The 13,295-nt window shown below is 64.0% G+C and carries 14 protein-coding genes; 10 read left to right on the top strand and 4 right to left on the bottom strand.

Annotation, left to right across the window (positions count from 1 at the left end):
- Window positions 1–95 precede the first annotated feature (95 nt).
- The 8 genes from BJ994_RS08795 (at window position 96) to BJ994_RS08830 (ending at window position 7,702) form a co-directional block, all read left to right on the top strand.
- Window positions 96–584 (top strand): DUF2269 domain-containing protein, encoded by a 489-nt coding sequence (locus tag BJ994_RS08795; protein WP_209066729.1) that lies wholly within the window; start codon window positions 96–98, stop codon window positions 582–584.
- Window positions 585–851: 267 nt separating this feature from the next.
- Window positions 852–1,166 (top strand): MmcQ/YjbR family DNA-binding protein, encoded by a 315-nt coding sequence (locus BJ994_RS08800; RefSeq protein WP_167993419.1) that lies wholly within the window; start codon window positions 852–854, stop codon window positions 1,164–1,166.
- The gene (locus tag BJ994_RS08805; RefSeq protein ID WP_342450330.1) at window positions 1,163–2,110 is read left to right on the top strand and encodes a PfkB family carbohydrate kinase; all 948 of its coding nucleotides are present in this window, start codon (window positions 1,163–1,165) and stop codon (window positions 2,108–2,110) included. Before BJ994_RS08800 ends, BJ994_RS08805 begins: the two co-directional genes overlap by 4 nt.
- A gap of 68 nt (window positions 2,111–2,178) precedes the next feature.
- Entirely contained in the window at window positions 2,179–4,533 is a 2,355-nt protein-coding gene (locus BJ994_RS18410; RefSeq protein WP_167993420.1) for a glycoside hydrolase family 65 protein, read from the top strand.
- 104 nt (window positions 4,534–4,637) lie between these two features.
- Window positions 4,638–5,135: a DUF3515 domain-containing protein gene (locus BJ994_RS08815; RefSeq protein ID WP_167993421.1), complete on the top strand. Its 498-nt coding sequence runs from the start codon at window positions 4,638–4,640 to the stop codon at window positions 5,133–5,135.
- A gap of 121 nt (window positions 5,136–5,256) precedes the next feature.
- Window positions 5,257–6,030: a hypothetical protein gene (locus tag BJ994_RS08820; protein ID WP_167993422.1), complete on the top strand. Its 774-nt coding sequence runs from the start codon at window positions 5,257–5,259 to the stop codon at window positions 6,028–6,030.
- A gap of 18 nt (window positions 6,031–6,048) precedes the next feature.
- A complete protein-coding gene (locus BJ994_RS08825; protein ID WP_167993423.1) occupies window positions 6,049–6,726 on the top strand; it encodes a class F sortase in 678 nt (225 codons plus the stop codon).
- Window positions 6,727–6,772: 46 nt separating this feature from the next.
- A complete protein-coding gene (locus tag BJ994_RS08830) occupies window positions 6,773–7,702 on the top strand; it encodes an aldose-1-epimerase (RefSeq protein WP_167993426.1) in 930 nt (309 codons plus the stop codon).
- A gap of 67 nt (window positions 7,703–7,769) precedes the next feature.
- On the opposite strand, the gene BJ994_RS08835 is transcribed toward BJ994_RS08830, so the two are convergent.
- The 4 genes from BJ994_RS08835 to BJ994_RS08850 all read right to left on the bottom strand — a co-directional run bounded on the left by BJ994_RS08835 (window position 7,770) and on the right by BJ994_RS08850 (window position 11,116).
- Window positions 7,770–8,573: an ABC transporter permease subunit gene (locus BJ994_RS08835; RefSeq protein WP_167993428.1), complete on the bottom strand. Its 804-nt coding sequence runs from the start codon at window positions 8,571–8,573 to the stop codon at window positions 7,770–7,772.
- Window positions 8,563–9,504, bottom strand: a complete 942-nt coding sequence (locus BJ994_RS08840) for an ABC transporter ATP-binding protein (RefSeq protein ID WP_167993430.1) — start codon at window positions 9,502–9,504, stop codon at window positions 8,563–8,565. Before BJ994_RS08840 ends, BJ994_RS08835 begins: the two co-directional genes overlap by 11 nt.
- Window positions 9,501–10,157, bottom strand: a complete 657-nt coding sequence (locus tag BJ994_RS08845) for a TetR/AcrR family transcriptional regulator (protein ID WP_167993432.1) — start codon at window positions 10,155–10,157, stop codon at window positions 9,501–9,503. Before BJ994_RS08845 ends, BJ994_RS08840 begins: the two co-directional genes overlap by 4 nt.
- Window positions 10,158–10,252: 95 nt before the next feature.
- Entirely contained in the window at window positions 10,253–11,116 is an 864-nt protein-coding gene (locus tag BJ994_RS08850; RefSeq protein ID WP_167993434.1) for a class I SAM-dependent methyltransferase, read from the bottom strand.
- A 178-nt stretch (window positions 11,117–11,294) separates the two neighbouring features.
- Here BJ994_RS08850 and BJ994_RS08855 point away from each other — a divergent pair, with 178 nt between their 5' ends.
- Window positions 11,295–12,362 carry a LacI family DNA-binding transcriptional regulator gene (locus tag BJ994_RS08855; RefSeq protein WP_167993436.1) on the top strand — a complete coding sequence of 356 codons (1,068 nt, stop codon included), beginning with the start codon at window positions 11,295–11,297 and terminating at the stop codon, window positions 12,360–12,362.
- Window positions 12,359–13,291, top strand: coding sequence for a carbohydrate ABC transporter permease (locus tag BJ994_RS08860; RefSeq protein WP_167993438.1), 933 nt, complete (start codon window positions 12,359–12,361; stop codon window positions 13,289–13,291). Before BJ994_RS08855 ends, BJ994_RS08860 begins: the two co-directional genes overlap by 4 nt.
- The last annotated feature ends 4 nt before the right edge of the window (window positions 13,292–13,295 follow it).

Below are 13,295 nucleotides of genomic sequence, written 5' to 3' on the forward strand. Positions count from 1 at the left end.
CATTCATCGTTTCCTGTGACTCCGAGCGGTACGCCGGTGTATACAGGGGACACCTGGTCGTGATCATGCCGCCACGGCTACGCAAGGCCGCGCTAGTGGCACACGTCGCCTCCTCCGTCGGGTGGCTGGGCGCCGTGGCAGCATTCCTCGTCCTTGCCGTCACCGGCTACACCACCACGGATGAATGGACCATGCGGGCCGCCTACACGGTCATGGAGATCATCGGTTGGACAGCGCTCGTCCCCTTCAGCGCTCTCACACTGCTCACAGGTGTCCTCCAGGCGATCGGCACACCGTGGGGGCTCATCAAGCACTACTGGGTGCTCATCAAGCTACTGATCACCATCGCGGCCACAACGGTGCTCCTGCTGTACATGGAAACCCTAATTGTCCTTGCCGACGCTGTGACGCAGTCAACACCAGGCGGAACGGTCCCGGATCTCCTGCCAAACTTCTCGCCGGTCCTTCATTCCGCAGCTGCTCTGATCGTTCTGCTCGTCGCTCTCGGGCTTTCGATCTATAAACCCCGCGGGCTTACCGGCATTGGCGCCACCGGGTTCAGATCCGCACGGCAGCGACGATAGGGAGTAAGGCCCCGAGCAGGGACGATACGTCATATGAAGGACTCGATTTGTCTATAGGAACATCTCACCCGAACTGCGGCCGCACCAGGCTGTCGCTCGCCTGCTGGCAGTTTGCACTCGCTCGGGGTTGACACCCTCGAACCGGTTTCCCTGCCTCTTCTCCGGAGAGTCCGGCGCACCGTTACAACGCGCACAACTACTAAACGCACGACGACGAATCCTGGGCTTCCACTGGCCCTCATCAGCCGGGCGGTGCAAGAGTAGGGCATGGCCACCGAAGCTGATGCCCGACGGATCTGCCTTTCCCTACCCCGTGTGGTGGAGCGCCCGAGCTGGGGCCAGCCCGCCTGGTTCGCGAAGACCCTCATGGCCCGCATTTGGGAGCCGGGCGTCCTGACCGTGAAAACCGACGAGCGGGAGGCTCTTTCCGGCACTGATCCGGAAACGTTCTTCTGGACCCCGCATCACGAAAGGTCACCGCAGCTGGTGCTCATCCGGTTGGAACGGGTTGACGTTGAGGAACTCGGCGAGCTGCTGGAGGACTCCTTTCTGCATGCGGGCGGACGGACGGGCAACGCGTGACTGCACAGGAAGCGAATGCGCAATTCAAGGTGGTTGTCGTAGGCCAGGTTGCCCGCGACCTGGTCCTCCAAATCGAGCGAATGCCCGATGACGGCGGCTCGGTTCCGGTGCAGAAACGACAAGAGCTCCTGGGCGGCAAAGGCGCCAACCAGGGCGTGGCCTGTCGGCGGCTGGGCGCGGACGTGTCCCTCGTGGGAGTACTGGGCGATGACCAGGCGGGACACACCGTCCTGGCGCAGGTGGCGGCAGACGGGATGGACGTAAACGGCGTAGTGATCCGTGACGGTGCGCCGACCGCGTTGCTCCTCGACATCGTGCAGCCGGACGGGGTACGGCGACTCTTCGAAGACGTCGACTCCCGCGTGCTGCTTGAAGCCGGTGACGTCCGGGCCAGCGAAGACCTTCTGCGCTCGGCCAACGCCGTCCTAATCCAACTGCAGCAGCCGGCCGCGGCGGTAACGGCCGCCCTGGACGCCGCTGACCCGGACGCATTGGTTGTCACCGACGGCGCACCGCCGGACAACCAAACCCGCGAGCGTGTGCTGCGGCGCGCCGTCGTCGTACGCGCCGACGTCGAGGAAACCGAGGCGCTGGTGGGCTGGAAGCCGGCCGATCTAACCGAAACCATCGAAGCAGCCCAGAAGCTGCTCGAGGAAGGCCCGCGGGTGGTCGCCCTCGCGTCGCCTACCGGCGGGAATGTGGTGGCGTGGCCCGGCGGGCATGTGGTGCTGCCGTTCATCGAGGAAGAGCCGGTTGATCCGACCGGGGCCGGCGATGCCTTTGTCGCAGCGCTCACCGTCGGCCTGCTCCATGGCCAGGACCCGGAAACCGCGGCATGGTGGGCTGCGGTAGCCGCTGCGAGGGTGGTTGGCAAAGCCGGTGGAAGACCGGAGCTTGATCTGGACGAGATACGGCAAGCGGCCGCCAACGCCCGAAGGCGCTGACCTGTCCGGCGAGCGCAATGCCGGCCAGCGCTCCTCCCGCGCACCCTAAGTACGGTTAGCATTGTTCCGTGCCCAGGAACTCGAGCGACCCCCATCCGTGGCGGGTCAATGAATCGAGCTTCGACTGGAGCGGACCGGGTGTTGCGGAATCGGTGTTCGCTCTCGCAAACGGTTATATCGGCACCCGCGGCACCCTCGATGAAGTAGCGCCCAGCCAGAACCCTGGCACCTACATGTCCGGCGTCTTCGAGTTCCACCCTCTCTCCTACCCGGAGGACGGGTACGGGCATCCGGAGCGGGGCCAGGCGATCATCGGCGTTGCGGACGGAACACCGATCCACCTCGAGCTGGACGGCACGCCCTTCGATCTGCACGAAACGCCTCCCGAAACCCATGAGCGCACCCTGGACCTGCGCGCCGGCACGCTGCACCGGGAGACGGAATGGTTGACGCCGCTTGGGAAGCGCATGCGCCTAACATCCACGCGACTGGTTTCCCTCACCCAGCGTTCCATCACGGCAATCCGCTACGAGCTGGAGGCCGTGGACCAGCCCGTCCGGGCAACGCTCCGTTCCGAACTGGTGGTCAACCGGACGGCGCGGCAGGTCGATAACCCGGATCCTCGCGTCGGGGAGGCCCTTGACGCCCCCTTCGCGCGCAGCTTCCACCGGTCCTACGAAACCGGCGGGCTGCTGGTTCACCGCACGAAGGGCAGCGGCATCGGCGTCGCGGCGATGGTGGAGCACAGCATCGAGATGCCCGACGGCGGCAACGTCTCCACCTCCTGCGGCGAGGACCAGGTGGTCACGACGGTGGCGGTCGAACTGCCGCCGGGTGGACGCTTGTGCTTCACCAAATACCTCTCCCACGTGCGCTCGCCGGAGGATTCCGCGGAGTCGCTCGGCGCGCAGGCGCTGGCAGCGATGAAGGACGCACGAGAACGCGGTTGGGAAGGACTCCTCGAGGATCAGCGTGCATTCCTCAACCGTTTCTGGGACGACGCCGATGTAGAGATCGACGGTGGTCCCGAATTGCAGCTGGCAATCCGGTTCGATCTCTTCCACGTCCTTCAGGCCTCAGCCTCCCTGAGCGTGGCGCCGATTGGGGCGAAGGCCCTCACCGGACCGGGCTATAGCGGGCACGCCTTCTGGGACGTCGAAGGGTTTGTGCTGCCCACACTGACGCTGCTGTACCCCGAGGGCGCGGCACGGTTGCTGCGCTGGCGGACATCCACCCTGGACACCGCCCGCGAACGCGCCAAGGTGCTGGGTGTGAAGGGCGCCTCATTCGCCTGGCGGACCATCAACGGAGAGGAAGTTTCCGCGTACTGGCCGGCCAGCACTGCGGCCACCCACCTCAACGCCGGTATCGCCCGCGCCTACACGTCCTATGCAACCGCGACGGGGACGCCACTCACGGAGGTCGGCGGCGTGGACGTCCTGGTTGAGACGGCCCGGTTGTGGGAGTCCACGGCACACCAGTCCGACGACGGCCGCTACCACCTCCTCGGCGTTACCGGCCCCGACGAATACACCGGCGTCGTGGACGACAACGTATTCACCAACCTGATGGCCCAACGCAACCTTCGGGCGGCGGCGGATGCCTGCGACGGCTACCCGGACCAGGCCCGGCAATTGTCCGTGCAGCCGGACGAACCCGCGCGGTGGCGGTCGATCGCGGACGCCATGTACGTGCCCTGGGATCCCGTGAGGCAGGTACATCCGGCCAACGAGGGCTTCACCACCTACCGTGAATGGGACTTCGACCCGAACCCGCACGCCTACCCGGTGCAGGAGCACGCCCACTACGCGAAGATCTATCGACGCCAGGTGGTCAAACAGGCGGATCTCGTCCTTGCCCTGTGGTGGTGCTCGGAAGAATTCACCGACGAACAGACTGCCCGCAACCTCGAGTACTACGAGCAGCGAACGGTACGTGATTCCTCGCTCTCGGCGGCAGTGCAGTCAGTAGTGTGCACGCGGGTGGGCCACCTGGACCTCGCACTGGCCTACCTTCGTGAGGCCGCACGGACCGATCTCGCTGACTTGCAGGGCGACACGCACCGCGGCGTGCACCTCGCCTCGCTGGCCGGTGCGTGGCTGGCACTGGTCAGCGGCTTCGGCGGGCTGATCCTGGACGGCGAGGAACTCCGACTGGCTCCGCGGCTGCCCGCAACGCTGAACCGGATAGCGTTCCGCCTGATCTGGCGCGGGCGCCGCATCGGCGTCGAAGTAACCCGCTCGGGAAGCACCGTGCGGCTGCTCGATGGGGATGGGGGCGACGATGGCGGCCCCGTTCCCGTGTGGATCGACGGCAACCGGGTGGAACTGAGCCCAGAATGCCCCGCGTCTGCCCCGTTGATAATTCCGCAGCCGACGACGGCGCCTCCCCGCCAGCCGCCGGGCCGGGAACCGCGGGCCTAGCTCCCTTTCCACGTGAACTTTCGTGCACCTCCGGTGGGCTGCAAGCCGCCGAAGCCACCCGAGGTGCACGAATCTTCCCAAGGTTCGCCGGTTACGCTGGAGTCATGCCATTCCAACCGCGTGCCTTCCTGCGCGCCGCCGGCCCCGGCGCCCTGCTCATCGCAGCGCTGAGCGCCTGCTCCCCCATCGTCAACGTCAACGCGGCCGGTGACGCGGCGAACCCCGACTGTGCCGAGGTGATGATCGCGCTCCCACCGGACGTTGCAGGCTACGAGCTGAGGGAAACCAACAGCCAGGCGACCGCCGCGTGGGGCGATCCATCGAAGGTTGTGTTGCGCTGCGGTGTCGAGATCCCCGGCCCAACCACAGACGCCTGCGCGTCAGTGAACGACGTTGACTGGATCATCGCGGAGTCGACCGAGAGCGACATCTGGACCGCCACGACCTACGGCCGGAATCCGGCCGTCGAGGTACTGTTCAACCCCAACGAGGTGGCGTCCAGCACCGTCCTGGTCGACCTGGGCGGGCCGGTCTCCCAGATCGAGCAGACCGAAGAGTGCCTGAGCCTCAACGACACGGTGGAGTTGCCACCGGAAGGCTAGCGCCGCCGTCGTTATCTGAATGAAACCTGAATCATCCCAATCCGCCAGGGAACGTACTCCGAAGTCTAAATATGTGCGCCCAAGAGCTGGGCCTACACATTCCGATGAGGAGGAAACTCTGATGAAGAAGAAAGTAGCTCTTCTAGCCCCCGCCGTAGCCCTCGGGCTCACCACAATGGCGGGAGCGCCGGCCATGGCGGATCACGCGGCCGGTTCCTACTCCACAACCCTGAACCAGGTAAACAACAGTGGAGCATCCGGGACGGCGTGGATTGACGTCAACGGCACCGAAGCGACAGTAACGATCGAGACGTCGGGCCTTGCCGAAACGTTCATGGACAACCCCTACCCGCATGTGCAGCACATTCACATCGGTGCTCAGGGAACCTGCCCCACCATGGCGGATGACGCCAATGGCGACGGCATCGTGAGCACTCCTGAAGGCCAGCCGTCATACGGAATGATCGGCACCACGCTCTCGCTCGAAGGTAGCACCGGCCCTGAAGCAGGAACCGATGTGACAGTTGCTCCTTCCGGAAGCAGCTTCACCTACGAGCGCACGTTCGAGCTGAACCAGGAAACCCAGGATGCCCTGGCCAACGGCACTGGCGTAGTGGTTGTTCACGGTCTGGACCCGGCAAACCAGCCGGCCGCTGCGACCGAAACCATGAGCAGCCTGCCTGGCGCTGAGTCGTTGCCGCTTGCAGCAACGGCACCGGCACTGTGCGGACCTCTCGACATGCAGCCCGCCGGCGGCGCCGATACCGGTGTGACCGCTGCGGAGCCGGCTGCCGAAGAGTCCAACGGCATGGGTGTCGCCCTGCTCGGCGGCGGCCTCCTGGCTGCAGCCGGTGGCGCGTACGCTGTTCGCCGTCGTATGGTTGCCGACCGCTAAGGAACGGCACCTTCGTTCATGAGTAATTGTGCAAAGGACCGCCGCCTCCGCCTCGCAGCGGGGGCGGCGCTCCTCTTCCTGACCCTGACGTCCTGCGGAACGCCCGCGGCGGAGGAGCCCGGCACGGCCGGGAGTCCGCCGTCGTCGTCCGCGCCTTCATCCAGTGCGCCCTCCGCGCCTTCCCCGAGCGAGTCCGCCCCCGCCGCCGACGCACCGCCCGAGGTGGCGCTGGCCATGGACCCGTCCGCTCCGGTGAGCTTCTCCATCCCGTCCCTGGACCGGGAGGCGGAGATCATCGAGACCGGCCTGCGCGAGGACAACACGCTGGAAGTGCCGCCGGATAACGAGGGCGCACCCGCCAGTTGGTACAACGGCTCACCGACACCGGGCGAGACCGGACCTTCAGTACTGCTGGGCCACGTGAATTCGACCGCCGATGAGAGCGGCGTCTTCTACAACCTTGAGGCCCTTCAGGCGGGAGACCGGATCACGGTCGACCGGGAAGACGGCTCAACGGCCATCTTCGAGGTGTACAAGAGCGAGGTGTACCCGAAGAACGAATTCCCCACGAAGGCCGTCTACTTCCCGGTCGACGGGGCCGAGCTGCGGCTGATCACCTGTGACGGGTTCACGGCGGCCTCCGGCGAGTTCGAGGACAACCTCGTGGTGTACGCGAAGCTGGTCGAAACGGCCTAGCGTTTCTTTCCGGGTTGGTGCTGGGTCGGAAGTAGAGTGGTGCGCGATGAAAGCCACCGATTCCACCCCTGTTTCCGGCACCCAGTACACCCTGCAGCACGGGCCATACACGGCCTCGATCGCCAGCGTCGGGGCCTCCGTGCGCTACCTGCGCCATAATGATCGCGACCTCGTGGTCCCCTACGACGCCCATGAGATCCGGCCCTCGTTCCGCGGTGCCGTCCTGGTTCCGTGGCCCAACCGGATTGTCGACGGCAAGTACTCGTTCAACGGCAAGGACTTCGAGCTCGCGCTGACCGAGCCGAAGCGCAGCCACGCCCTGCATGGTCTGCTCGGGTGGATTGACTGGACGCTGGTCGAACAGACCGACGCCTCGGTTCGGCTCGGAGCGGTTGTTGTTCCGCAGAAGGGGTACCCGTTCCGACTCGAGGTCGAAGTGCTTTACATGCTCGACGACGACGGCCTCTCCACCACCATCACCGCCGTCAACCCCGGGCCTTCCGCCGCGCCGTACGGTGCGTCCGCCCATCCGTACCTGGTGGCGGGCGACGGACTGGTTGACGACTGGACGCTGCAGGTACCGGCGTCGAAAGTCCTGCAGGTGACCGAAGACCGGCTGATCCCGACAACGCTGACCGACGTGGCGTCGTCGTCGGATCTGGACTTCCGGGAGCCTCGGGTGATCGGCTCTACCTTTGCGGACCACGCCTACACGGGCGTCCAGTACGACGACGACGGCGCCGCCACCGTTTCCGTGCGGGCCGCAGACGGGCGCGGGGCGGCAATCACGTTCGACTCGGCCTGCCCATGGATGCAGATCCACACGGCCGACAAGCCGAACCCGGCCGTTTCGCGGCTTGGCCTGGCCGCTGAACCGATGACGTGCCCGCCGGACGCCTTCAACTCGGGAACGGACCTGATCGTGCTGGAGCCGGGCGACACCCATTCGGTGAGCTGGCGGATCCACGCTCTCTAGGCCGCTCGGCCGCTGGAGCGCTGACCGAATGCGCGGCTTCGAGCGAAGTCCGCGCTGGGGGGATCATTCAGTTGCCGACGTCGCGCCGTCGCAGCCCCGCAACGGCGATGAGGATGAGCGCAGCCGAGCTCAGATACAGCAGGGTGAGCCCTCCGGCGTCGAAACCGTTGCTCAACGGAGCTTCTCCGTAGGCCCAGCGATACGGCGAGAGTGCGTGGAGCCACTGCAGGTCAACACTCTGGTTCCCCAGGGCATTGAACATATAGCCGATGCCCGCAACAGCGGTGCCGGAAAGCAGGGCCACTGTCCTACTACGAACCAGTGCACCCGCGGCCAATGAGGCGAGCCCAATGAGCAGCCCTAGACCGCCCAGGGCCGTGACACCGGCGAAGATGGCACTGGTCTGGAGCCCCAACTGCGAAGGCCCGTTGAGGATGAGGAGGATCACCAGCAGCAACGTGCACAGAATGGCCAGCCGAGTGAAGAGTGCCAGAGCTCCCTCGAGTATCACCTGTGTCCTGGTTACCGCATGCGCGAGGGTGAGTTCGAGGGCGCCGCGTTCTTCCTCTCCAGCCACTGCTGCGGTACCCCACCCAATGACGGCGATGCTGAGCAGCACGAATCCCAGTAGGCCCAACACAGTGGACTGGACATAGCCCGCCCCCGTTGAAAGGTTCTGGAACCCCAACGCCGAGATCATTTCCTCCGGCATGCTCTCGATCATTTGCTGGAGTTGCGCTCCACCACCCATCGTTGGATAAAGGGGCAGATACAGCAGACAGACTCCCGCTAAACCTGTACCCCAGCCCAGCAGGGCTGGAACCGAGTCACGTAAGGTGCGGCGAAACAGGGGGAGAATCTCAGTGCGCATGACTGGCTGCTCCTTCCAGGTCGTTTTCGTAGAAGCTCAGGACGGCCCGCTCCAGGTCGGGTTCCTCGATGACGAGGTCCACGATCGTGAGGCGCGCAAGCGCTTTGATGAACTGGTCGGGGGTGCTCTCCAGGGTGCCTTCGACAACCACTCGTGATCCGCTTTCTTCTTCGAGGGTACGAACATTTCCCAGCCCCGCCTCGTACGTGATGCGGCTGCGGTCTCCTTCCAGGTCGTCGGATTGCATGACGAAGCGAACCTTGCGGGCCGCTTCGCTGCGCAAAGCGGAAACGGATCTGGAGTTGACGATGTGACCGTCCTTGAGGATTATGACGAAGTCCGCGGCCTGCTGAATTTCGGAGATCACATGAGAGGAGAGAAAAACGGTCTGGCCTTCGTCTTTAGCGTCCCGGACAAGCGCAAGGAATTCCTGCTGGACCAGCGGATCCAACCCGGACGTTGGTTCGTCCAGCACCAGCAGGTCTGGGCGGTGCATGAACGCCTGGATCAGGCCAAGCTTCTGCCGGTTGCCCTTGGACAAGGTGCGGATCCTGCGGGTTGGATCAAACCCGAGCCGCTCAGCCAATGCTTCAACCGTTCCTGCCTGTACCCGACCGGAGAGACGCGCGTAGTGCGTGAGCAGGTCCTTTCCAGTGGCACGTCCATCCAGTCGAAGCTCCCCCGGCAAATAGCCGATCCTGCTCCGCAACGCTGTGCCGCCAACACGTGGATCCTGCCCAAGTACTCGGGCATAACCGCTCGTGGGACGGATAAGGTCCAACAGCAATCGCATGGTGGTGGTTTTTCCGGCTCCGTTGGGTCCGATAACTCCCATGACACTGCCCGCGGGAACGTCGAAAGTGATACCCGCCAGTGCGGTCTTTCCCCGGTACCTCTTGGTCAGTTCATTCGTGCTGATTGCACTGCTCATGACCGTTCCTTCTCCTCGTTTGTCTCCGCTTGCAGTCCCTGCCGGGCCGCGTTGAGCATGGTTTCGTCCCTGTACAGCCCGTAAGTCTGCATTTCCAGGACAGGGAGGGTCATTCGCGCCATGACTTCGGGGGTGAGTTCAGTGGCTCCGAGCTTCCGGGCAACATGGCCTTCGAGAACCACTGACATCAGCCCTTGCGCTGTCAGAACAACAGACAGCACGTGCGGGTCGCTGCTCGGATTCATCTGACCCGACTTCACACCTTCATCGACCATGGCGCGGGTGGCATCGACGAAGCGATCAAACAGATGCGCACCGGCCTGTCCCCCGTCGGTCAGCATCCTCCCCAGATAGATGAAGAGCGGACGATACGAAACGATCCGTGCCAACGATTCGCGGATACCGCGACTAAGATCCTGTTCATCGAGCAGCTGCGGCTTGGTTTCCATCACCATCTCCACCAGATAGTCATCGCAGGCCTCCCGCAATGCCTCCTTCGAACCGAAATGGTGAATTACGAGACCCGGGGATACACCAGCCTCCGACGCGACGGCCCGAACACTCGTCCGAGCAAACCCGTCCGCGCCAAACCTACGTATCGCGGCATTGCGGATCTTTGCCGGGGTATTCAGGTCCTCATCGACTAAACGCATAGTCAGTATGCTAAACGTTTGTTCAACGCGGTACAAGAGTTCAACGCGCTACAAGAAGAGACCTGGCCGGCTTGTTCAACCCGGCTCAGTGTCGGCTAGCCCCGGGCCCCGGGTGCCTCAGACTCGCTCGCCTTCGACAGCGTGAATATTCCGTAGCGCATCGCACCCGTACGGTAGGCAAGGATCAGGCGGGGGATGCTCAGGGCAAAGACGCGATTGCGTGCACTCAGGGCAAGGCGGCGGGTTTCGCGATCGACGATCAGGGCTTTCATAAGGCGTCGGGCACAGATCATCCAGGTGCGCGCAACGCGGTCGCTGACATCCTCATAGTCGACGACCGCAAATCCCGCGGCCTTGGCCATCGCCTCGTACTCCTCGCGCGTACCCATCGAGGGCAAGCGCCCCTCGCGGCAGATCGGCTCGAGGAGGTGGCGCACTTTCCTATCGCTCGCACCTGTTTCGGCGAGCCATGCGCAAACGACGAAGCGTCCGCCGGGTGCCAATACGCGATGCGCCTCGGCGAAGAACCCGGGCTTGTCTACCATGTGTTCGCTCGACTCAATCGCCCAGGCGGCGTCGGCCGAGGCGTGGGGGAGCCCGTTGGTGAGCCAGTCAAGGAGATGGATGTCCACGCCGGGTACCGGATGCGTGGCCGCGTACTGGGCCTGCTCGGCGGACAGGGTGAAGCCGGTGACGCGGACCCCGCGAGTTGCCGCCAACTGCCTGGCGGTTGAGCCATAGCCGCAGCCGACATCGACGCACGCTTCTCCGGACGTAAGCTGCAGCCGGTCGCCTACTGTGTCAGCCAGCGCCTCAACGGCCTCGGCAGGCGTCTCGCGGCCCGTCTCCCATAGCCCGTGATGGACATGATCACCCCACACTTGACGATAAACCGGATCGAGTTCGTCGTAATGGTCAGCGACCGCCGCGGCGTTCTGGGAGACATCGGGGACGATCACGCAATCACACTACAACGCTGATCTGTGCGATCAGAAGGTCTCGACTCAATCCGTGGTGGCACGCGGCCGTCAAACACCTAAACACGTTGTGTGAGCCGACTCTCAGTGCTAACCTGTAATCGATTACTGTAATCGATTACAAATCCGTCAGGTTCCCTCAACGACGATCGGACCGCCCATGTCAGTTCTCCGCAAGTCCACGGTTGCCCTGGTAGCCCAGCGTGCCGGTGTGTCTGTCGCGTCGGTAAGCCGGGTGCTGAACAACTTGCCGGCATCGGAATCGATCGCGGCAAAAGTCCGCAAGGCGGCCGAAGAACTCGGGTACGTTCCAGATGCCATGGCCCGCTCACTCAAGGTTGGCCGCACAGAGCAGATCGCCCTGGCTGTCGCGGATGTCGGCAACCCGGTTTATGTGACCATGATGCACGCCGTCAGCGAGGTGGTGCGGGAAGCTGGCTTCCGGCTCGTCCTCTCCTCGACTGGCAACGACCCCAACGATGTGGTGGAACTCCTCGACAACCTGGAACGGGGGTATGCCGACGGCGTTATCCTCAGTCCCCTGCGCATCACCGACGAGATCATCGCACGCCTGACCTCCACGAGACTGCCGGTGGTGGTCATCGGATCCCTACCGCAGGGGGTTCTCCTTGACAACGTGCGCGCGGACTCCCGCACCGGCGTCGACATCGCTGTGGCACGCCTGAAAGCTACCGGCCGGAAACACATCGCCTTTGTGAACGGCCCCGTAGATACGGTGCCGGGATCGGCCCGGCTCACAGGTTATCTCGCCGCGATGGAATCGCGAGGGCTGCCAACCACGGCCGACATGCAGGTCGAGGCATCGGACTTCACCTACGCAGCCGGACTGGAAGCGGCGCAGGTGCTCACGGCGCAGGCAACGCCGGACGCCATTCTCTGCGCCAATGACCTTCTCGCCGTTGCCGTCATGAAGGTGATCACTTCCAAAGGGCTGCGTGTGCCGGAGGACGTGGCCATTGTCGGCATGGACAACACCGACCTCGCTGACCACGCCAATCCGTCCATTACGAGTGTGGACCTGGGGTCGGCCGAACGCGCCCGGGAAGCCGCACGGCTGCTACTGGCGCGCATCGAGGATCCATCCCGTCCCTCCGAAACCACCGTGGTGTCCCCGTGGCTGGCGGAGAGGGAGTCAACCGCTGAAGGAGCATCACGCGGGAAGAATGTCAAGGCCAGGAAGCCGGAGCTTGAGGAAGGTGTGTCATGAGCACAAACATGGCATCGGTTTCGGCCCCACCGGAACGCCCCATCAAGCGCCGCAAGACCCGCAAATCGGGTGGCCGCGACGCTTGGATTTTGGTCCTGCCGACCCTCCTGCCCGTGGTGCTGTTCAGCATCTACCCGCTCGCGCAAGGCGTTCTGCTGGGTTTCACCGATGCGCGTGCGGGGCTGAACGTCGAACCGACCTTCAACGGACTTGAGAACTATCAGGAGCTATTCGGATACGACCTCTTCTGGGAATCCTTCCAAATCGGGTTGATCTGGGCGTTTTCCGTCACCATCCTCCAGTTCTTCGCCTCACTTGGCCTGGCGCTGCTACTGAACATGGATCTGCGACTGCGTTGGCTCGCCCGCACTCTTGTCCTCATTCCTTGGGCCATCCCGCCGGTAATCGTTGCCATCATGTGGCGCCTCATGCTGGACCCTTCCTTCGGCCCTGTAAATCAGGCTCTCGGTGCGGTGGGACTCCCGGATAACATCAACTGGCTTGGCGACTTCTCAACGGCACTACCCGCCGTCATCGTGGTGGGCGTATGGTCCGGAATGCCGCAAACCACCATTACCCTTCTGGCCGGTATCCAATCGGTCCAGGCGGAGCTTCATGAGGCCGCAGCGATAGATGGCGCCGGCTCATGGGGCCGTTTCATCCACGTGACCCTGCCAGCCCTGAAACCCATCATCATCGCGATAACCACCCTGGACCTGATCTGGAATTTCAATTCCTTTGCCCTGGTATTCGTGCTGACAGCCGGCGGCCCGGGCGGCCAGACCATGCTTCCCATGCTCTTCGCCTATAACGAGGCGTTCCGCTACGGCGAGTTCGGGCTGGCCTCTGCAATGGGCAACGTCATGGTGGTGGTCATCGCCATCTTCCTGGTGGTCTATTTGCGGGCGCAGACACGGGAACGGAAGTGAAATC

The sequence above is a fragment of the Arthrobacter pigmenti genome (assembly GCF_011927905.1).
In the GTDB taxonomy this organism is placed as follows: Bacteria; Actinomycetota; Actinomycetes; order Actinomycetales; family Micrococcaceae; genus Arthrobacter_D; species Arthrobacter_D pigmenti.